Here is a 20568-nt window from a genome sequence, read left to right on the forward strand (position 1 = left end):
AGGGGCGGGACCAAGAGTGAGCGCGTCAGGCACCGCGGCGACGGGGCAGGTCGAGCACATGCTGCGCCAGGTGACGCCAGGACGCTACGACGCCTACGAGGCGCTGCTCCAGGCGCTCGCCGACAGCACCGCCGGCCAGGTGTGGATGCTGCTCTGGCACGGCCGCGCGGGTTCGCCCGACGCGCAGTACGGGAACATGGAGGTCGACGGCCTCGGCTACGCGCCCTGCGTCACCTCCGCCCAGGAGCTCTCCGTCAGTGGCTGGAACCGCGCGCACGAGGTCGTCACCGGCCGCGACATCGCCCGCGCCCTCTACCCCGAGCGCTGGGGGATCTGGCTGAACCCGCACGCGCCGGGCGGCGGCGTCGGCATCCCCTGGCTCGACCTGCGCCGGATCGCCACGGGTCTCGACCGCATGCCGGCGGGACCGCTGCGGCTGTCCGAACCGGCCGTGGAGATCCCACAGTTCTACGCGCTGCTCACGCAGAACGCCCACCGCACCCCCGCCGTACGGTCGTTGCGCCGCGCGTGGGTCCACCCCGCGCTCGGCGCGCCGTACCTCACCATCGGTCTGGATCTGTACGACACGAGCCCGGCCTCCGTCGACGCCGTACGCGCGATGATGCAGCAGTCCATCGGCGCGGTCCCCGAAGGACTGCCGGTGTCCACCGTCGCGATGTCCGACGAGTACGACCCGGTCACGATGTGGCTGCGGGCCAACTCGCGGCCGTTCTACGACCGGGAGGCCCACGGGACGCCGCAGGCCGCTTCCGGTTACGGCTATCCGCCCGCCGCGCCGCGCGCCTACTGACCCGCCGCAGGCGTACCGACCGGTACCGGGCCCGAACCGGCCGGTACGGGTGCCTCGCCGCCGTACGTCCTCCGGACTCCGCGCGCCCTGCCGGAACGGAGCGAGAACCGGCTCTCCGCCCCGCTCAGACGATCACAACGTCCGGATAACGGTAGGTCCCTGAGTCCATCACGTTTGGGCAAACATTCCCTTTGCCCTATGGCGGGTGATCACCGCCGCCATGAAGACTCCCCGGCAGCGGGGACCCGTCGGTCCTCTGTGCGAGCAGCCCAGCACCGCTCCACGGGAAGCCCCTTGGCGGGATCTTCCGCGGCATCAGCGCCGACGCGTGCGCCAACTGATGCGAGACAGGCCGTTACAACGGCGGGTACGGGGCCGGCGAGGCCGGCCAGGAGGGGTCGAAGACGTTGTGACCGCACCGATCGAGACCACCAAGTCGGCTGCCGAAGTGCAGCCGGAGGCAGTGCTCACGGGCGCAAGTCAGAGCCAGATCGAGGGTCGTTCGCTCGGGCGAATAGCGTGGACGCGCTTCAAGCGCGACAAGGCCGCCGTGGCCGGAGGCATCGTTGTCATCCTCCTGATCCTCCTCGCGGTACTGGCCAAGCCCATCCAGGCCGTCTTCGGTCTCGACCCCAACGCGCTCAACCAGGACCTGGTGGACCCGTCGCTCCTCGCCCCCAAGGGCGCCTGGGGCGGCACGAGCTGGGACCACCCGCTCGGCGTGGAGCCCGGTCTCGGCCGTGACCTCCTCGCCCGCATCATCGAGGGCTCCTGGGTCTCGCTCCTCGTCGCCGCCGGAGCCACCCTGCTCTCCGTGGCCATCGGCACCCTCCTCGGCGTCGTCGCCGGCTACTACGGAGGCTGGGTCGACGCCGTCGTCAGCCGCCTGATGGACACCTTCCTCGCCTTCCCGCTGCTGCTCTTCGCGATCTCGATCTCGGCCGCCCTCCAGGACGGCGCCTTCGGGCTCAGCGGACTGCCACTGCGGATCGGTGTGCTGATCTTCGTGATCGGCTTCTTCAACTGGCCCTACATGGGCCGGATCGTGCGCGCGCAGACCATGAGCCTGCGGCGCCGCGAGTTCGTCGACGCGTCCCGGAGCCTGGGCGCCAGAGGGCCGTTCATCCTCTTCCGGGAACTGCTGCCGAACCTCGTCGCGCCGATCCTCGTCTACTCGACGCTCCTGATCCCCACCAACATCCTCTTCGAGGCGGGTCTGAGCTTCCTCGGAGTGGGCATCGCCCCGCCGCAGGCCTCCTGGGGCGGCATGCTCACCACCGCGGTGGACCTCTACGAGGTCGATCTGCACTACATGTTCGTGCCGGGCATGGCGATCTTCATCACCGTGCTCGCGTTCAACCTGCTGGGCGACGGGCTGCGTGACGCACTCGATCCGCGCGGCAAGTGACCCCCGGTTCCACCGGCACCATCCACAGCGGCCGACCTTCAGCTCCGTGCCGTACTCCATTGATAGAGGGGCTTTCCTCAGGATGAAGACCAAGAAAGCGACAGCTGTCCTGGCGACAGCCATCGTGCTGGCGCTCGGCGCGTCGGCGTGCGGCGGCTCGGACAGCAAGGACAACGACAGCAAGGGCGGCGCCGGCAAGGACGCCGGTCTGACCTCGGTCGTCAACAAGTCCGACAAGAAGGGGGGCACCGTCACCTACGAGCACTCGGACGTGCCGGACTCCCTCGACCCGGGCAACACCTACTACGGCTGGGTGCAGAACTTCTCCCGGCTGTACGGCCGTTCGCTCACGTCCTTCAAGCCGGCCGCCGGCAAGGAGGGCCTGGAGGTCGTCCCCGACCTCGCCGAGTCGCTGGGCGAGGCGAGCGCGGACGCCAAGACGTGGACGTACAAGCTCCGCAAGGGCGTCAAGTTCGACGACGGCAGCCCGGTCACGTCCAAGGACGTCAAGTACGCCATCGAGCGCAGCAACTTCGCACCCGAGGCACTGTCCAACGGCCCCACCTACTTCAAGTCGTATCTCGAGGGCGGCGAGAAGTACAAGGGCCCGTACAAGGACAAGTCCGCCGAGGGCCTGAAGTCCATCGAGACCCCGGACGACCAGACGATCGTCTTCAAGCTCAACAAGCCGTTCGCCGACTTCGACTACCTGGCGACCTTCTCCCAGACGGCCCCCGTGCCGCAGGCGAAGGACAAGGGCGCCGAGTACGTCAAGCAGATCTCGTCGTCGGGTCCGTACAAGTTCGAGTCGTACAACGAGGGCCGCAGCGCGACCCTCGTGCGCAACCCGCACTGGGACAAGGCCACCGACCCGATCCGCCCGGCGCTCGCCGACAAGATCACCATCAAGTTCAAGGTCAACCCGACCACGGTCGACCAGCACCTGATGAGCGACAACCTCACGGTGGACGCCGCGGGTACCGGTCTCCAGACGAAGACCCAGCCCAAGGTCCTCACCAAGAAGGCCGAGCTGGCGAAGACCGACAACTCCTACGCCGGCGCCACCTCGTACCTCGCGCTGTCGACGAAGGTGAAGCCCTTCGACAACGCGGACTGCCGCAAGGCCGTGCACTACGCGATCGACAAGGCGTCCGTCCAGGCCGCGCTCGGCGGCCCGACCAAGGGTGACGTGGCGAGCACGCTGCTCCCGCCGACGGTCAACGGCTACCAGAAGTTCGACCTGTACCAGACCGAGGGCAACAAGGGCGACGAGGCGAAGGCCAAGGCGGCGCTCGCGGACTGCGGTCAGCCGGACGGGTTCAAGACCAACCTGACGGCCCGCTCCGACCGCCCCGACGAGGTGCAGATGGCGACCGCCATCCAGGCCTCGCTGAAGAAGGTCGGCATCCAGGCCGAGATCAAGCAGTACCCGGCGGGCAAGTACTTCAGCAACTTCGCCGGTGTTCCGAGCTACGTCAAGGAACACGACCTCGGCATGATGATGATGGCGTGGGGCGCCGACTGGCCGACCGGCTTCGGCTTCCTCGACCAGATCGTCAACGGCTCCGCCATCAAGCCCTCGGGCGGCAACAACCTGATGGAGCTGGACGACCCGAAGATCAACAAGGCGCTGTCGGACGGAATCGCGCAGACCGACGACGCCGCCCGCACCAAGGCGTGGGGCGAGGTCGACAAGCTCGTCCTGGAGAACGCCTCGGCCGTGCCGCTGATCTACCGCAAGAACCTGCTGTACCGCCCGGACTCGGCGACCAACGTCACCGTGACCCAGGCGTACCTCGGCATGTACGACTACCTGCTGATCGGCTCCACCACCTGATTCAGCGGCAGAGCCTTCCCAACCCCCCGAAACGCCTGAAAGGCAGGTGAAGGCATCGGGTCCGCCGGCCGGGTCACCCCCGGCCGGCGGACCCGGCGCCGACCGGCTGTGACTGCGTACATCATCCGACGCGTGATCGCCGCGGTAATGCTGTTGCTGGTGGTCAGCGCAGTCACCTTCGCGATCTTCTTCCTCGTTCCACGGCTCGGTGGGCAGACGATCGACCAGCTGGCAGTCCAGTACGTCGGTAAGGACGCCAACCCCGAATCGGTCGCCGCCGTCAAGGCGAACCTGGGACTCGACCAGCCCCTCTACACGCAGTACTACGACTTCATCAAGGGCATCTTCGTCGGCGCCGAGTACAACTTCGGCCCGGACCCGACGATGTGCAACGCGCCCTGCTTCGGCTACTCCTTCAAGACGCACGTCGAGGTGTGGCCCGAGCTGATGGACCGGGTGCCGGTCACGTTCTCCCTGGCCATCGGTGCCGCGGTGATCTGGCTGCTCTCCGGTGTCGCCATCGGCGTCCTCTCGGCGCTCAGGCGGGGCTCGGTCTTCGACCGCCTCGCCATGACGCTGGCCCTGGCCGGCGTCTCCCTGCCGATCTTCTTCACCGGCATGCTCGGACTCGCCGTGTTCACCGTGCAGTGGCCCCTGTGGTCGGACGGCGTCAACTACGTCCCGTTCACGGACAATCCGGCTCAGTGGGCGTGGAACCTGATCATTCCCTGGTGCAGCCTCGCCTTCCTCTACTCCGCCCTGTACGCCAGGCTCACCCGGGCCGGCATGCTGGAAGTGATGGGGGAGGACTACATCCGTACGGCGCGGGCCAAGGGCCTGCGGGAGAGCACCGTCGTCGCCAAACACGGACTGCGCTCCGCGCTGACGCCCATCGTCACGATCTTCGGTATGGACTTCGGCCTGCTGCTCGGCGGCGCCGTCATCACCGAACAGGTCTTCTCCTTCCAGGGCATGGGCGCGTACGCGATCCAGTCGGTGAAAGAGGCCGACCTGCCGATCGTGATGGGCGTGACCCTGTTCGCCGCATTCTTCATCGTCTTCTGCAATCTGCTGGTGGACCTGGTGTACGCCGCCATCGACCCCAGGGTGAGGTACTCGTGAGCGAGGTTTCCAAGGAGCAGTCCGCCGTACGGGTTCCGGGCCCCGCGTCCGCTCCGGGCGAGCCGGTGGTCTCCGGGGCCCCCGGGTCCGGCGGCACGGGCGAGCCCTTCCTCTCCGTACGCGACCTCCGTATCCACTTCAGCACCGACGACGGTCTGGTGAAGTCGGTCGACGGCGTCAGCTTCGACGTCCACGCCGGCAAGACCCTCGGCATCGTCGGTGAGTCGGGCTCCGGCAAGTCGGTCACCTCGCTCGGCGTGATGGGCCTGCACCGCTCCGCCAACGCCGCGATATCCGGCGAGGTCCGGCTGGACGGCGAGGAACTGGTCGGGGCCGACCCCGACCACGTACGGCGGCTGCGCGGCCGGAAGATGGCCATGATCTTCCAGGACCCGCTGTCCGCCATGCACCCGTACTACCGCATCGGCGCGCAGATCGTGGAGGCGTACCGCGTCCACCACAAGGTCACCAAGAAGGCCGCCCGCGCGCGGGCGGTCGAGATGCTCGACCGGGTCGGCATCCCCGAGCCGCACAAGCGTGTGGACAGCTATCCGCACGAGTTCTCCGGCGGTATGCGCCAGCGCGCGATGATCGCGATGGCCCTGGTCAACAACCCCGAACTGCTCATCGCCGACGAGCCGACGACCGCCCTGGACGTGACCGTCCAGGCGCAGATCCTCGACCTCATCAGGGATCTGCAGAAGGAGTTCGGCTCCGCCGTCATCATGATCACCCATGACCTCGGGGTCGTCGCCGAGATGGCCGACGACCTGCTGGTGATGTACGGCGGCCGGTGCGTCGAGCGCGGACCGGCCGAGAAGGTGTTCTACGAGCCGCAGCACCCCTACACCTGGGGCCTGCTCGGCTCGATGCCCCGGATCGACCGTGAGCAGACCGACCGGCTCATCCCCGTCAAGGGCCAGCCGCCGTCGCTCATCAACGTGCCGCGGGGCTGCGCCTTCAACCCGCGCTGTCCGTACGCGGATGTGCCCAAGGGCGGCATCACGCGCACGGAGCGCCCCGAGCTGAAGCAGGTCGCCGCCGGGCACCACTCCGCCTGTCATATGACGCAGGAGGAGCGGACCAAGATCTGGACCGAAGAGATTGCGCCGAAGCTGTGAGCGCCGACGCCGTGAGCAACGCAAAGGATCCCGCTGTGGCGGACAGGCCGGTAGAAGCGGTAAAGGGCGGGGCGGGTGAGCCCCTGCTGAGGGTCGAGGGGCTGGTCAAGCACTTCCCCGTCAAGAAGGGGCTGTTGCAGCGCCAGGTCGGCGCCGTCAAGGCGGTCGACGGGCTGTCCTTCGACGTCCACCCCGGTGAGACGCTCGGCATCGTCGGTGAGTCCGGCTGCGGCAAGTCGACCATGGGCCGGCTGATCACGCGGCTGGACGAACCGACCGGCGGGCGCATCGAGTTCCAGGGGCACGACATCACGCACATGTCGGCGGGAAGGATGCGTCCGCTCCGCCGCGACGTGCAGATGATCTTCCAGGACCCGTACTCGTCGCTGAACCCGCGCCACACGATCGGCACGATCGTCGGCGCGCCCTTCAAGCTCCAGAAGGTGGAGCCCGAGGGCGGGGTCAAGAAGGAGGTCCAGCGTCTGCTGGGCCTGGTGGGCCTGAGTCCCGAGCACTACAACCGCTATCCGCACGAGTTCTCCGGCGGCCAGCGCCAGCGCATCGGTATCGCGCGGGCCCTGGCGCTCAGCCCGAAGCTGGTCGTCGCCGACGAGCCGGTCTCGGCGCTGGACGTGTCGATCCAGGCGCAGGTGGTGAACCTGCTGGACGACCTCCAGGACGAGCTGGGGCTCACGTACGTGATCATCGCGCACGACCTCTCGGTCATCCGCCATGTCTCGGACCGGATCGCCGTGATGTACCTCGGCAAGATCGTCGAACTGTCGGACCGCACCTCGCTGTACGAGCGGCCGATGCACCCGTACACGAAGGCGCTGCTGTCCGCGGTGCCGGTGCCCGACCCGAGGCGGCGCGGGGTCAAGAGCGAGCGGATCCTGCTCAAGGGCGACGTGCCGTCGCCCATCTCGCCGCCCACCGGCTGCCGGTTCCACACCCGTTGCTGGAAGGCGACGGAGGTGTGCCGGACGGTCGAGCCGCCGCTGATCCAGCTGGAGCCGGGACACGAGGCCGCCTGCCACCACCCGGAGAACGCTCAGGACCAGATCCCGGACGACACGACGGTGCTCGCCTCGGCGCGCGAGGCGATCGCGCTCGTGGGTGAGGCGGTGGCTTCCGGCGCGGCGGCCGCCGAGCCCTCCGGTGCTCCCGCGCCGGGGGCCCCGGAGAAGACCGCCGAGAGCACCTCCGCGGAGGCTTCCGGCGAGAGCTCCGAGTCGCCCAAGGGGCTCACCAGGGATTAGTCCGTCCGCGCCGGGTACGGACGCACGCCCCCCGCTCCGCACGGTCCACCATGCGGACTGGGGGCTTCTGCGTCGTACGAGAGGTTCACCCGGTTCGCCCGCCCAACTGCGGCTCACCTGGTACGGCTTCATCGGTGGGGGTGAGATGTCCCGGAGTCGGGCTATTTGTCGAGTGTCCGGATCTCAGGTCTGCAACTCCGCATTGCGATCTGTTCATTTGGCACTTTCTTGACTGTAATGTTCGGCCGTCAAGACCGAGCCCTCGTCTCGTCGGACCCCTGGGGTGGACCATGCGAATATTCAAGTCCCGAGCCGCTGGAGCGATCGTGACGGCAGTTGCCGTCTCGCTGATCGCCACCGGCTGCTCCAGCGAGCGCGACGGGGAAGGTGACTCGGGCGGCGCGAAGGACACCTTCGTCTTCGGCGGCCCCGGTGACCCGGGCTCGCTCGACCCGGCGCTCGCGAGCGACGGTGAGACCTTCCGGGTCACCCGGCAGGCCTTCGAGGCGCTGCTGGAGCACGAGTCGGGCGGCAGCGAACTGTCCCCCGGCCTCGCCGAGAAGTGGTCGAGCAACGAGGCCGGTACGGTCTGGACGTTCAACCTCCGCAAGGACGTGACCTTCCACGACGGCGAGAAGTTCAACGCCGCCGCCGTCTGCGCGAATTACGACTACTGGTTCAACTGGACGGGCACCTACCAGTCCAGCGCGGTCTCCTACTACTGGCAGACCATCATGGGCGGCTTCGCCAAGAACGAGGACCCCGAGACCCCGAAGGCGAACTACAAGTCCTGCACCGCGAAGGACGACAGCACCGCCGTCATCGAGGTCAACGAGCCCTCCGCGAACCTTCCGGGCGGCTTCTCCCTCCAGGCGCTGGCGATCCACTCGCCGAAGGCCCTGAAGGAGTACGCGAAGCAGGAAGCCACCGCCAAGGGCGACGCGATCACGTACCCCAAGTACAGCCAGGTGGCCGGTACGGTCGCGGGCACCGGGCCGTACAAGATCAGCGAGTGGAACAAGGGCAACAAGGAAGTCTCGCTGGAGCGTTTCGACGACTACTGGGGCGCCAAGGCCAAGATCAAGAACCTGGTCTTCCGCACCATCGACACCGAGGACGGCCGCCGTCAGGCCCTCCAGGCCGGTGACATCGACGGCTACGACCTGGTCGCGCCCGCCGATGTGAAGACGCTGGAGAGCGGCAAGTTCCAGGTCCCCACGCGTGACGTCTTCAACATCTTCTACGTCGGCATGAGCCAGGGGAAGAACGCGGCTCTGAAGAAGCCCGAGGTCCGGCAGGCCATCGCGCACGCCATCGACCGCGACAACCTGGTCAAGACCCAGCTGCCCGAGGGCGGTGTGGCCGCGACGCAGTTCATGCCCGACACGGTCGCCGGCTACTCGGACGCCGTGAAGACGTACCCCTTCGACACCGCCAAGGCGAAGTCGCTGCTCAAGGACGCCGGCGAAAGCGCCCTGAAGGTCGAGTTCTGCTACCCGACCGAGGTCACCCGCCCGTACATGCCCGCTCCGCAGGACATGTTCGAGCTGATGAAGGCCGACCTGGAGAAGGCCGGGATCACCGTCACGCCCAAGCCCATGAAGTGGGCCCCGGACTACCTGGACGCCACCGAGGCGGGCAGCTGCGCGCTGCACATGCTCGGCTGGACCGGTGACTTCAACGACGGCTACAACTTCATCGGCACCTGGTTCGCCGAGTACGACAAGCAGTGGGGCTTCAAGGACAAGGGTGTCTTCGACGCGCTGAAGGCCGCGTCGATCGAGACCGACCCGGCCAAGCGGACGGACCTGTACAAGAAGGCCAACGAGACGATCATGGCGTACCTGCCGGGTGTGCCGATCTCCTCCTCGCCGCCGGCGATCGCGTTCGCCGCGAACGTCAACCCGCCGAAGGTCTCCCCGCTGACGCAGGAGAACTTCGCCGAGGTGTCCTTCAAGTAAGGACAGCGCGCACGCCGGGTCCGCCCGGTCGCGGAGCACGTCCCGACCGCGGCCGGGCGGACCCGTCTCGCTGACGGTCCGTCCCGCACAGGGACGGACCCGGGTCCGTCCCACGCACGGACGGCCCGGAGAAACACCGAACGACGCCAGGAGTACGCAATGAGAAAGGGGCACGCGGGGTGCTGCGACTCGTCGCACGACGACTGCTACAGCTGATACCCACCCTGCTCGGTCTGTCGGTTCTGCTCTTCCTGTGGCTGAACCGGCTGCCCGGAGGACCCGCTTCGGCGATCCTGGGCGAGCGGGCGACCGATGCCGAAGTGGCCCGGATCAACCGGGCCCTGGGACTCGACGAGCCGGTATGGGTCCAGTACTGGCGGTTCATCAAACGGATCTTCGAACTGGACCTCGGCACCTCCACACAGACCGGCCAGCCGGTGTGGGAGGAATTCACCCTGCGCTTCCCGGCGACCGTCGAACTCAGCGTCGCCGCGATACTCATCGCGGTGGTGGTCGGCGTCCCGCTCGGCTACTTCGCCGCGCGGCGCCGCGGCAGCTGGCTGGATGTGACCGCGGTCTCGGGCTCGCTGCTCGGCATCTGCGTCCCGGTCTTCTTCCTGGCGCTGCTCCTCAAGGGCTTCTTCGCCGTCAACCTCGGGCTCTTCCCGAGCTACGGCCGGCTGTCGACCGGCATCGACGCGACGAAGATCACCGGATTCGCCGTCCTCGACGGCGTGCTGACGGGCGAGTTCGACGCGTCGTGGGACGCGATCACGCATCTCGTACTCCCGGCGGTCGCGCTCGCCTCCATCCCGCTCGCCGTCATCGTGCGGATGACCAGGGCCAGCGTGCTCGAAGTGCTGGGCGAGGACTATGTACGCACGGCCGAGTCCAAGGGCCTGGACAAGCGCGTCGTACGCGGCCGCCACGTCCTGCGGAACGCGCTGCTGCCGGTGATCACCGCCATCGGCCTGCTGACCGGCAGCCTGCTGTCCGGCGCGGTGCTCACCGAGTCGGTCTTCAGCTTCGGCGGGATCGGGTCCTTCATCCGCACGTCGATCGACGCCCGCGACTATCCCGTGCTCGTCGGCTTCATCCTCTTCATCGCGCTGGTGTACGTCCTGATCAATCTGCTGGTCGACGTGGCGTACAGCCTCATCGACCCGAGAGTGCGGGTGCACTGACGTGAACGCCATACCGAACATGACGAAGAAGGCCGACAAGATCGACCGGCTCGCGCAGCTCACCGAGCGGACCGAGAGCACCTCGGGCGCCGGACTGTGGCGCGAGGCCTTCCGTCGGCTGCGCACCAGCAAGACCGCGATCATCGGCGGCGTGGTGATCGGCCTGTTCGTGCTGATCGCCGTCGTCGGTCCGTGGCTCGCCCCGTACAGCCCCACCGCACAGGACTGGCGCGGCGAGGTCTTCCCCAACCAGGGACGCTTCGTGGGGCCGCGCGGTGAGAACTGGTTCGGCCTGGACCATCTGGGCCGCGACGAGTTCTCCCGGATGCTCGTCGGTGCCCGGCAGACCCTGCTCGTCGGCGTCGTGTCGATGCTCATCGGCCTGGTGGCCGGAGCGATCGTCGGCGCCGTGTCGGGCGCGGCCGCCACGCTCGGCGGCGAGGCGGGCAAGCGCGTGGACACCGTCATCATGCGCTTCACCGACATGATGCTGGCGCTGCCCTCGCTGCTGCTGGCGGTCTCCGTCGCCGCCGTGCTCGGCCAGTCGCTGACCACGGTGATGATCGCGGTGGGCGTGGTCCAAGTGCCGGTGTTCGCACGGCTGCTGCGCGGCTCCATGCTCGCGCAGGGCAGTTCGGACTACGTGCTGGCCGCCAAGGCCGTGGGCATCCGCAAACGCCGTATCGTCCTCACCCAGATCCTGCCCAACTCGCTCAGCCCGGTGATCGTCCAGGCGACGCTCAGCCTCGCCACCGCCATCATCGAGGCCGCCGCCCTGTCCTACCTGGGCCTCGGCAATCCGGACCCGGCGATCCCGGAGTGGGGCGTGATGCTGTCACAGGCACAGCGCTTCTTCGACAACGCGCCGATGATGTCGGTCTATCCGGCGGTCGGGATCATCGTCACCGCTCTCGGCTTCACGCTGCTCGGTGAGGCGATGCGGGAAGCTCTCGATCCGAAGCTGCGAGGCTGAAGTCCCATGTCACTTCTCTCAGTTGACGCACTGTCGGTCACCTTTGCCGGGCACGCGACGGGCCGCGGCGCGGGGCGCGACACCAGGGCCGTCGACGGCGTCTCCTTCGACGTCGACGAGGGCCAGGTCGTCGGCCTGGTCGGCGAGTCGGGCTGCGGCAAGTCCGTCACCGCGCTCGCCCTGATGGGCCTGCTCCCGCGCAAGGGAGTGAGCGTCGGCGGGCGCGCCGAGTACGACGGCGCGGACCTGCTGTCCATGAGCGAGAAGCAGGTCCGCGACCTGCGCGGCAGCCGGCTCGCGATGATCTTCCAGGATCCGCTCTCCTCGCTCAACCCGGTCGTCCCCATCGGCATCCAGGTCACCGAGATCCTGAGCCGCCACCGCGGGCTGAAGGGCGAGCCCGCCCGCAAGGAGGCCGCCTCACTGCTCGACCGGGTCGGCATCCCGGACCCGAACAGGCGGCTCAAGGAGTACCCGCACCAGCTCTCCGGCGGTATGCGGCAGCGCGCGCTGATCGCCATGGCGGTCGCGTGCGCGCCGCGTCTGCTGATCGCGGACGAGCCGACGACGGCGCTCGACGTCACCATCCAGGCCCAGATCCTCGAACTCCTCAAGGAGTTGGTGGACCAGGAGGGCACGGCGCTCCTGATGATCACCCATGACCTGGGTGTCGTCGCCGGACTGTGCGACCAGGTGAACGTGCTCTACGCGGGACGCGCGGTGGAGACGGCGGGCCGCCGCGAGCTGTTCACGCACCCCACCCACCCGTATGCGCACGGCCTGCTCGGCTCCATCCCGCGCCTCGACGCACCGCGCGGCGAACCGCTCAGGCCGATCCGCGGCTCGATCAACGACAAGATCGCGTGGGCCGACGGCTGCGCGTTCGCGCCGCGGTGCGACTTCTACACGATGGAGTGCCTGACGGGCACCCCGGAACTCACCGAACCGCGTGCGCCCGGCCACCAGGTGCGCTGCGTCAACCCGGTCCTGCCGGCGGCCGGGGCCGAGGCGGCCGACGCGGCCGAGCCGGCCGGTCCGGCCGAACCCACGGCGGAGGTCTCCTCATGAGTCTGCTCGAACTGGACGGCGTGAAGGTCCACTTCCCCGTCAAGAAGGGCGTCTTCTTCGACCGCACCGTCGGCCACGTGTACGCCGTCGACGGTGTCTCGCTGAAGGTCGAGTCGGGCCAGACGTACGGCCTGGTGGGGGAGTCGGGCTGCGGCAAGACCACCCTCGGCCGCGCCGTCCTGCGTCTCGTCGACATCACCGACGGCGAGGTCGTCTTCGACGGCACGGATCTGGCGAAGCTGTCCGAGGAGGAGATGCGCAAGAACCGGCACCGCCTCCAGATGGTCTTCCAGGACCCGCTCGGCAGCCTCAACCCCCGGCAGAACATCGAGTCGATCCTCTCCGAGGGCATGGCGGCGCACGGTATCGGCGCCGACCAGGACGAGCGCCGCGAGCGGATCAAGAAGATCCTCGCCGAGGTCGGCCTGCCGGCCAACGCGCTCTCCCGCTACCCGCACGAGTTCTCCGGCGGCCAGCGCCAGCGCATCGGCATCGCGCGGGCGCTGGTCCTGGAACCGGACGTGATCATCTGCGACGAGCCGGTCTCCGCGCTCGACGTCTCCATCCAGGCGCAGGTGATCAACCTCCTCGAGGAACTCCAGGAGTCCAAGGGACTGACGTATCTCGTCATCGCCCACGACCTGGCCGTGGTCCGCCACATCTCTGACGTCATCGGAGTCATGTATCTGGGCTCGCTCGTCGAGGAGGCCCCGAGCGACGCGCTGTACGCCGGGCCGAGGCACCCGTACACCAAGGCGCTGATGTCGGCGGTACCGGTGCCCGACCCGGAGGTGGAGGACCGGCGCGAGCGGATCCTGCTCCGGGGCGACCTCCCCTCCCCGGCGGCGCCGCCGGCCGGATGCCGCTTCCACACGCGCTGCCCCTGGAAGCAGGAGACGCGGTGCGCGACGGAGCGGCCGGAGCTGACGGTTCTGGAAGACGGCCACCGGGTGGCGTGCCACTTCGCGGCCGAGATCGAGGCGGGCACGGTGGAGCGGACGCGGGCGACCGGGATCGCGGCCGTGACGGAGACGGGGACCGGGGCCGGGACGGAGCCGGTGGCCGAGACCGTGTGAGACGGGCTCCCGCCGGACCGGCCACGGGGCGGTTCGGCGGGAGCCCCGACGGCCGCGGCCGCGCGGTCCGCGCGGTCCGGACCGCGGGCGCCTGTCCTGCGTTCACCCGCCCCAGGTAGAACTGTCGGGTGTTCCAGGAACTGTTCAGCCCCTCCGTCATGCACTCGCTCGATCTCGCCGGGATCTTCGTCTTCGCGATATCCGGCGCGCTGCTCGCCGTCCGCAAGAACTTCGACGTCTTCGGCATCGCGGTGCTCGCCGAGGTCACCGGGCTGGGCGGCGGGCTGATCCGGGACCTGGTCATCGGAGCCGTACCGCCGGCCGCCTTCACCGACCTCGGGTACTTCACGATGCCGCTGGTGGCCACCGTCCTGGTGTTCTTCCTGCACCCGCACGTCGAGCGCATCCAGGGCGCGGTCAACGTCTTCGACGCGGCGGGGCTCGGGCTGTTCTGTGTCACCGGCACGGTGAAGGCGCACGAGTACGGGCTCGGTCTCACCGCGTCCGCCGCGCTCGGGCTCGCCACGGCGGCGGGCGGCGGTGTCCTGCGCGACGTGCTCGCCAACGAGGTGCCCTCGCTGCTGCGCTGGGACCGTGACCTGTACGCCGTCCCCGCGATCGTCGGGGCCACGATGGTGGTCGTCTGCATCCGGTTCGACGCGCTGAACGCGCTGACCTCCGTGCTCGCGGTCGTCACCGCGTTCGTGCTGCGGCTGCTGGCGATGCGCTTCCACTGGCGGGCGCCGCGCGCCTACAACCGCCGCTCGACGGCGGCCGAGGAGCCGGCCGGCCCGAACATATAAGCTACCGCTCAGTAATGCATTGTTGTACCGTGCCTCTCATGGCACAGGCAGCGCAGGCACCCACCGCGGACAACGAGTTCGACCGCGACACCTCCGTCACCCTTCGGGAACCGGGCGTCTACGACGCGGACCTCTCCGAGGGCTGGGCGATCCTCTCCGCCGTCAACGGCGGCTATCTGCTTGCGATCGTGGCCCGCGCCCTGCGCGACGCGCTGCCCCACCCCGACCCCTTCACGGTCACCGCCCACTACCTGACCCCGTCGCGGCCCGGCCCGGCCGTCGTGCGCACCGAAACCGTACGCGGCGGCCGGACCCTCGCCACCGGCCAGGCGTCGCTCTTCCAGTACGAGCCCGACGGCACGGAGGTCGAACGCGTCCGGGTCCTCGCGGCGTACGGGGCGCTGGACTCCCTCGACGACGACGTCCGCACCTCGGTGAAGCCGCCCACGCTGCCGCCGCCCGAGGAGTGCCTGGGCACGGCGGACGGCCCCGCCGCCTTTCCCGCCGACTCCGGCTTCACCCGGCGCGTGGTGATCAAGCTGGCCCCCGAGACCACTGGCTGGGCGTTCGGTGAGCCGTCGGGAAAGGGCGAGGTGCGCGGCTGGTTCTCGCTGGCCGACCCGCGCGAGCCCGACCCGCTCTCCCTGCTGCTGACGGTGGACTCGTTCCCGCCGACCGCCTTCGACCTCGGGCTCACCGGCTGGACCCCGACGGTCGAACTCACCACGCACATCCGGTGCCGCCCGGCGCCCGGGCCGCTGCGGGTCTTCGTGACCACGCGGAACCTGGCGGGCGGCTATCTGGAGGAGGACGCCGACGTCTGGGACAGCGCGGACCGGCTGGTCGCCCAGTCCCGCCAGCTGGCCAGGGCGCCGAGGGCACCCAAGGTGCCCGGGGCGCGGTAACCGGGCGCCACACGCGCCCGCGGCCCCCGCCGCGGTCACGGACCCGCGCGGAGGAAGTCGCCCAGCGCCAGGGCGAGTTCGGCGGGGGCGTCCTCCTGGACGAGATGGCCCGCGCCCGCGACGAGACGCAGCTGCGCACCGGGGACCAGTCCGGCGAGCTGCCGGCCCTTCGCCCGCGGGATCCAGGTGTCATCCTCGCCCCAGCAGATCAGCACCGGCAGGTCCAGCTCGCCGTAACGGCCCTCGATCTCGTCGGTGAAACGCTGGTCGTTCTGCGCGATCTGCCGATAGAACGCGGCCTGCCCCGCCTCCGTGCACCACGGCTCCACCAGCGCGTCCAGGACGTCGGCGCGCAGGCCGGGGTGGCTGGCCGAGCCGACGTACTCCCGCAGGAGCGCGCGGTGCAGGGCGGTCGGCAACCGCGAGAAGACATCGCCGTGTTCGCCCAGCAGCCGGTACGTGGGTGAGCCCCACGGCGCGAGCGCCACCGGATCCACCAGCGCCAGCCGTTCGTACGCCGCGCCGTGCAGCAGCGTCGCGCGCAGGGCGACGCATCCCCCGAAGTCGTGCGCGACGACGGCGGGCCGCTCCAGCCCCCAGTGCGCCAGCAGTTCGCCGAAGACCCGCGCCTGCGCGCCCAGCGACACGTCCTGCCCCTGCCGCATCTCCGACGCGCCGAACCCGGGCATGTCCCACACGTGGACCCGGTGCCGCCCCGAGAGGGCCCGCGCGACGCCCCGCCACACGTACGACGAGAACGGCGTCCCGTGCAGCAGCACGACGGGCGGCCCGCCGGCGGGGCCGAGGGCGGCCCACCGGACCTCGCCGGAGGAGCTGCTGAACGTACGGTCGAGCGTCCATCCATCCATGCGCACCAGGCTAATTCCCGGGTCTGACACTCCGCCGGAGCGCGGCAGGGCGACCCGTCGATCCGCCGGCCGAGCGGCATGAGCGTCGACGTACGGGTGCCGAACCGCGGATCGGGCACCGTGGTGACGAACGTCTCGGCTCCCCTGCCGCGACCGGTCACGCCGCCCTCGTTCACCTGGTGGTCCCACCGTCCGTACCGCCCCGTCAGGGGCCGGGCGGGGGCACCGGGCACCGCCCACGGCGATCCGCGCCGGGCACGGCTCGTAGAATCGTCAGCACCATGGCCTATCTCGACCACGCCGCGACCACTCCGATGCTTCCCGAGGCGATCGAGGCGATGACCGCACGGTTCGCCGACGTCGGGAACGCGTCCTCGTTGCACGCCGCCGGGCGGCGGGCCCGGCGTACCGTCGAGGAGGCGCGCGAGGAGCTCGCCGAATCCCTCGGCGCGCGGCCCAGCGAAGTCGTCTTCACCTCCGGCGGTACGGAGGCCGACAACCTCGCGGTGAAGGGCCTCTACTGGTCCCGCCGCGACGCCGACCCGGCCAGGACCCGAGTGCTCGCCAGCCCCGTGGAGCACCACGCCGTCCTCGACGCCGTCGACTGGCTCGGCGAGCACGAGGGCGCGAACGTCGAGTACCTGCCCGTCGACCGCTACGGCAGGGTCTCCCCGGAGACGTTGCGGCAAGCCATCGAACGCGACCCCGACGACGTCGCGCTGGCCACCGTCATGTGGGCGAACAACGAGATCGGCACGATTCTCCCCGTACGCGAACTCGCCGAGGTGGCCGCCGAGTTCGGCGTCCCGCTGCACTCGGACGCCGTCCAGGCGTTCGGCCAGACCGAGGTCGACTTCGCCGCGTCCGGACTCGCCGCGATGACCGTCACCGGCCACAAGATCGGCGGCCCCTACGGCGTCGGCGCGCTGCTCCTCGGACGTGAGTACACCCCCGTCCCCGTCCTGCACGGCGGCGGCCAGGAACGCCACGTGCGCTCGGGCACCCTCGACGTCCCCGCCGTCGCGGCGTTCGCCGTCGCGGGGCGGCTCGCGGCCGAACGGCGGGGCGAGTTCACCCGCGACATCGGCGCCCTGCGTGACGAGTTGATCGCCTCCGTACGGAAGGCCGTGCCGGACGCGATCCTCGGCGGCGACCCCGTCGACCGCCTCCCCGCCAACGCCCACTTCAGTTTCCCCGGCTGCGAGGGCGACTCCCTGCTCCTGCTGCTGGACGCGCAGGGCATCGAGTGCTCGACCGGATCGGCCTGTACGGCGGGGGTCGCGCAGCCCAGCCACGTACTGCTGGCGACCGGCACCGACCCCGAACTGGCGCGCGGCACGCTCCGGTTCTCCCTCGGCCACACCTCCACGGAGGCCGACGTCCGGGCGGTCGCCTCGGCGATCGGCCCTGCGGTCGAGCGGGCGCGGACGGCGGGCCTGAGCTAGCGTCCGCCCGCGGCTGCGGGTCGGTGGTCGTTGTGGCCTCAATCGCCGGCCGGGCTTGTTGTGGTTGCGGTGGTGGCCGGGTGCCGCTCCGGGGTCATGCCCGGACGGCGTGATTTACGGCGCGTGCACCGCTCGTTGGACTCAGGGGAACCCGCATTCACACGCGCCACAAATCAGCCTGAGTGTCCGGACACGACCCCTGCGCGTCCCCCTTCCAACCCGCAGGCCGGTGGACGGCGATCGGTGACCGTCGGGACCACCGGCGTGAGGGGGGCGGGGGCGCAGGAGGGGTGTGTTCGGACACTCAGGCTGATTTGTGGCGCGTGGACAAGAAGGGTCAGCGGGTCCAACGAGCGGTGCACGCGCCGTAAATCACGCCGTCCGGACATATCCCTCCGGAGGCCCCGCACCCCGCCCACGACCGACAACAGCAACCCATCAAGCCCGGCCGGCGATTGAGGCCGAAACGGCCCGCGGACGGCCCCGCGGCTCACCCCGACGCCGACCCCGACGGCGCCGCCTCCGCCGTGCCCAGTTCCGCCCGTGCCGCCCGCACCAGCTTCATGTAGCGGTCCCAGTCCCAGTGCGGCCCGGGATCCGTGTGGTCCGTCCCCGGCACCTCCACGTGCCCGATGATGTGCTTCCGGTCGACCGGTATCGCGTACCTCTCACAGATGCCGGCGGTCAGCCGCGCCGACGAGCGGTACATCGCGTCCGTGAAGTCCTGCGGCCGGTCCACGAACCCCTCGTGCTCGATGCCGACACCGCGTTCGTTGTAGGCGCGGTTCCCCGCCTGGTACGCCACGTCCAGCTCACGGATCATCTGCGCGACGTGCCCGTCCTTGCGCACCACGTAGTGCGTGGCCGCCTGGTGCGCCGGGTCCTTGAAGACCTTGAGGGCCGTGCTGTAGCTGCCCTGCACGACATGGATGATCACCCGGTCCACGGTGTAGTCGTCCGGCCGGTCCGCCCGCCGCCAGTTCGCCGACGACGCCGCGACCCACTCGGCGCCCGCGTGATCCAGCTCACCCGGCTTGCGCGGCTTCTCGACCCCCGGCACCCGGTACCAGAGCCGCGTCGCCTGGTCCTGACCCGCCACGACCGCCGCCGATCAGCAGCGCGCGCCGCCCTATCCCCGATCCTTCCGCGACCGGTGTCCCGCCCGTGCCGGAGCCTTCCGCGCCGGGGGTGTCACCGCTCGCGCCGCCGCTCGCGGCGCCCCGCTTCCTCTTGCCCATGGACCGACAACGGATACTCGCGCGACTCTGGTTCCCCGGCACCCTTACGCTTGTGGGGCTATGACTCAGACACCCCAGCGCCCCCTCCGTGTGCTCGCCGCCATGTCCGGCGGTGTGGACTCCGCCGTCGCCGCCGCCCGCGCCGTGGAAGCCGGCCACGACGTCACCGGCGTCCACCTCGCGCTCTCCGCGAACCCGCAGTCCTTCCGTACCGGCGCGCGGGGCTGCTGCACCATCGAGGACTCGCGCGACGCGCGACGGGCCGCCGACGTCATCGGCATCCCCTTCTACGTATGGGACCTCGCCGAGCGCTTCCGTGAGGATGTCGTCGAGGACTTCATCGCCGAGTACGAGGCCGGCCGCACCCCGAACCCGTGCCTGCGCTGCAACGAGAAGATCAAGTTCGCGGCGCTGCTCGACAAGGCCGTCGCGCTGGGCTTCGACGCCGTCTGCACCGGCCATTACGCGACAATCGTCACCGGCCCCGACGGGGCGCGTGAGCTGCACCGCGCGAGCGACATGGCCAAGGACCAGTCGTACGTACTGGGCGTGCTCGACGAGCGTCAGCTCGCGCACGCCCTGTTCCCGCTCGGGGACACCCTCACCACGAAGGACGAGATCCGCGCGGAGGCCGAGCGCCGCGACCTCGCCGTCGCGAAGAAGCCCGACAGCCATGACATCTGCTTCATCGCCGACGGCGACACCCAGGGCTTCCTCGCCGCCCGGCTGGGCAAGGCCGAGGGGGACATCGTGGACGAGTCGGGGTCCAAGGTCGGCACCCACGACGGCGCGCACGGCTTCACCATCGGCCAGCGCAAGGGCCTGCGCATCGGCCACCCGGCACCGGACGGCAAGCCGCGCTACGTGCTGGACATCTCGCCCGTCGACAACACCGTGACGGTCGGCCCGGCGGCCGCACTCGACGTCGCCGCCCTGACGGCCATCAGGCCCCGCTGGTGCGGCGGCACGGCCCCGTCCGGCCCCGGCGCCTACACGGCGCAGCTGCGCGCCCACGGCGACGAGACGCCGGTCACGGCCGAACTGGTCGACGGCACCCTGCACGTCGGCTTCGCGGAGCCCGTACGCGGCGTGGCCCCGGGCCAGGCGATCGTGCTGTACGACGGCACCCGCGTGGTCGGCTCGGCCACGATCGCGACGACGGAGCGCCGTACGGGGGCCCTCGCCGGCTGAACCGGCCCGTCCCACCGGCTGACCGCCCGGCCCGGCCCGTCGGCTCCTGAAAAGCCGCCTTCTTCGGGAAGTTGACCGCGCCGCGCGGAGGCTTCGGCCTGCCCCGCCCGTTACCCAAGCGTAATCAAGCGGACTCTTGTGGCCCGTGGGGGCCTGCTCCAGGGTGCATGTATGCGCATACAGGCAGCGCATACATAGCCGCACCCGCTCCGTCGAGCCGCCCCCCGTTCTGCTCTCCCCCCAAGGAAGTGCGACGCCATGACGCATGCCCCAGCCCCACGCCGCCGCACCGTTCTG

The 20568-nt window shown here is 69.9% G+C and carries 16 protein-coding genes and 1 pseudogene; 15 read left to right on the top strand and 2 right to left on the bottom strand.

Going from position 1 to position 20568, the window contains the following annotated elements; translation table 11 throughout:
* Window positions 1-16 precede the first annotated feature (16 nt).
* From GXP76_RS14855 to GXP76_RS14915, 13 genes are all read left to right on the top strand, one after another.
* The gene (locus GXP76_RS14855; RefSeq protein WP_242571976.1) at window positions 17-811 is read left to right on the top strand and encodes an enhanced serine sensitivity protein SseB C-terminal domain-containing protein; all 795 of its coding nucleotides are present in this window, start codon (window positions 17-19) and stop codon (window positions 809-811) included.
* A 409-nt stretch (window positions 812-1220) separates the two neighbouring features.
* Entirely contained in the window at window positions 1221-2219 is a 999-nt protein-coding gene (locus GXP76_RS14860; RefSeq protein WP_242571977.1) for an ABC transporter permease, read from the top strand.
* Window positions 2220-2301: 82 nt separating this feature from the next.
* On the top strand, window positions 2302-4056 hold the full coding sequence (locus GXP76_RS14865) for an ABC transporter substrate-binding protein (RefSeq protein WP_242571978.1): 1755 nt from the start codon (window positions 2302-2304) through the stop codon (window positions 4054-4056).
* A gap of 108 nt (window positions 4057-4164) precedes the next feature.
* Entirely contained in the window at window positions 4165-5178 is a 1014-nt protein-coding gene (locus tag GXP76_RS14870) for an ABC transporter permease (protein WP_242571979.1), read from the top strand.
* Window positions 5175-6299: an ABC transporter ATP-binding protein gene (locus GXP76_RS14875; RefSeq protein ID WP_374361082.1), complete on the top strand. Its 1125-nt coding sequence runs from the start codon at window positions 5175-5177 to the stop codon at window positions 6297-6299. The genes GXP76_RS14870 and GXP76_RS14875 overlap by 4 nt, the downstream gene beginning before the upstream one ends.
* A 35-nt stretch (window positions 6300-6334) precedes the next feature.
* Complete coding sequence (locus GXP76_RS14880; RefSeq protein ID WP_242571980.1) at window positions 6335-7558, top strand: ABC transporter ATP-binding protein; 1224 nt, start codon at window positions 6335-6337, stop codon at window positions 7556-7558.
* A 290-nt stretch (window positions 7559-7848) separates the two neighbouring features.
* Complete coding sequence (locus GXP76_RS14885; RefSeq protein ID WP_242571981.1) at window positions 7849-9519, top strand: ABC transporter substrate-binding protein; 1671 nt, start codon at window positions 7849-7851, stop codon at window positions 9517-9519.
* 179 nt (window positions 9520-9698) lie between these two features.
* On the top strand, window positions 9699-10703 hold the full coding sequence (locus GXP76_RS14890) for an ABC transporter permease (protein WP_242571982.1): 1005 nt from the start codon (window positions 9699-9701) through the stop codon (window positions 10701-10703).
* 19 nt (window positions 10704-10722) lie between these two features.
* Entirely contained in the window at window positions 10723-11676 is a 954-nt protein-coding gene (locus GXP76_RS14895) for an ABC transporter permease (protein ID WP_242571991.1), read from the top strand.
* Between the two features lie 6 nt (window positions 11677-11682).
* The gene (locus GXP76_RS14900) at window positions 11683-12744 is read left to right on the top strand and encodes an ABC transporter ATP-binding protein (protein WP_242571983.1); all 1062 of its coding nucleotides are present in this window, start codon (window positions 11683-11685) and stop codon (window positions 12742-12744) included.
* Window positions 12741-13820 (top strand): ABC transporter ATP-binding protein, encoded by a 1080-nt coding sequence (locus GXP76_RS14905; RefSeq protein WP_242571984.1) that lies wholly within the window; start codon window positions 12741-12743, stop codon window positions 13818-13820. The genes GXP76_RS14900 and GXP76_RS14905 overlap by 4 nt, the downstream gene beginning before the upstream one ends.
* Before the next feature lie 128 nt (window positions 13821-13948).
* Window positions 13949-14623, top strand: a complete 675-nt coding sequence (locus GXP76_RS14910; protein WP_242571985.1) for a trimeric intracellular cation channel family protein — start codon at window positions 13949-13951, stop codon at window positions 14621-14623.
* A 38-nt stretch (window positions 14624-14661) separates the two neighbouring features.
* Window positions 14662-15528 (top strand): thioesterase family protein, encoded by an 867-nt coding sequence (locus tag GXP76_RS14915; protein ID WP_242571986.1) that lies wholly within the window; start codon window positions 14662-14664, stop codon window positions 15526-15528.
* A gap of 35 nt (window positions 15529-15563) precedes the next feature.
* On the opposite strand, the gene GXP76_RS14920 is transcribed toward GXP76_RS14915, so the two are convergent.
* The gene (locus GXP76_RS14920; RefSeq protein ID WP_242571987.1) at window positions 15564-16397 is read right to left on the bottom strand and encodes an alpha/beta fold hydrolase; all 834 of its coding nucleotides are present in this window, start codon (window positions 16395-16397) and stop codon (window positions 15564-15566) included.
* A 281-nt stretch (window positions 16398-16678) separates the two neighbouring features.
* Between GXP76_RS14920 and GXP76_RS14925 the strand changes: the two genes are divergently transcribed.
* On the top strand, window positions 16679-17842 hold the full coding sequence (locus GXP76_RS14925; protein WP_242571988.1) for a cysteine desulfurase family protein: 1164 nt from the start codon (window positions 16679-16681) through the stop codon (window positions 17840-17842).
* 490 nt (window positions 17843-18332) lie between these two features.
* On the opposite strand, the pseudogene GXP76_RS14930 reads toward GXP76_RS14925, so the two are convergent.
* A pseudogene (locus GXP76_RS14930) lies at window positions 18333-19080 on the bottom strand (N-acetylmuramoyl-L-alanine amidase).
* Window positions 19081-19140: 60 nt separating this feature from the next.
* On the opposite strand from GXP76_RS14930, the gene mnmA reads away from it, so the two are divergent.
* Complete coding sequence (gene mnmA / locus GXP76_RS14935; protein WP_242571989.1) at window positions 19141-20271, top strand: tRNA 2-thiouridine(34) synthase MnmA; 1131 nt, start codon at window positions 19141-19143, stop codon at window positions 20269-20271.
* The last annotated feature ends 297 nt before the right edge of the window (window positions 20272-20568 follow it).

This window comes from Streptomyces sp. NP-1717 (genome assembly GCF_022695985.1).
Taxonomy (GTDB): domain Bacteria; phylum Actinomycetota; class Actinomycetes; order Streptomycetales; family Streptomycetaceae; genus Streptomyces.

Excerpts from the sequence above, each read along its gene's own strand:
- GXP76_RS14865 (WP_242571978.1), top strand. The coding sequence starts at position 2,302 with ATGAAGACCAAGAAAGCGACAGCTGTCCTGGCGACAGCCATCGTGCTG.
- GXP76_RS14915 (WP_242571986.1), top strand. The coding sequence starts at position 14,662 with ATGGCACAGGCAGCGCAGGCACCCACCGCGGACAACGAGTTCGACCGC.
- GXP76_RS14885 (WP_242571981.1), top strand. The coding sequence starts at position 7,849 with ATGCGAATATTCAAGTCCCGAGCCGCTGGAGCGATCGTGACGGCAGTT.
- GXP76_RS14925 (WP_242571988.1), top strand. The coding sequence starts at position 16,679 with ATGGCCTATCTCGACCACGCCGCGACCACTCCGATGCTTCCCGAGGCG.
- GXP76_RS14895 (WP_242571991.1), top strand. The coding sequence starts at position 10,723 with ATGACGAAGAAGGCCGACAAGATCGACCGGCTCGCGCAGCTCACCGAG.
- GXP76_RS14900 (WP_242571983.1), top strand. The coding sequence starts at position 11,683 with ATGTCACTTCTCTCAGTTGACGCACTGTCGGTCACCTTTGCCGGGCAC.
- GXP76_RS14920 (WP_242571987.1), bottom strand. The coding sequence starts at position 16,397 with ATGGATGGATGGACGCTCGACCGTACGTTCAGCAGCTCCTCCGGCGAG.
- GXP76_RS14905 (WP_242571984.1), top strand. The coding sequence starts at position 12,741 with ATGAGTCTGCTCGAACTGGACGGCGTGAAGGTCCACTTCCCCGTCAAG.
- mnmA (WP_242571989.1), top strand. The coding sequence starts at position 19,141 with ATGACTCAGACACCCCAGCGCCCCCTCCGTGTGCTCGCCGCCATGTCC.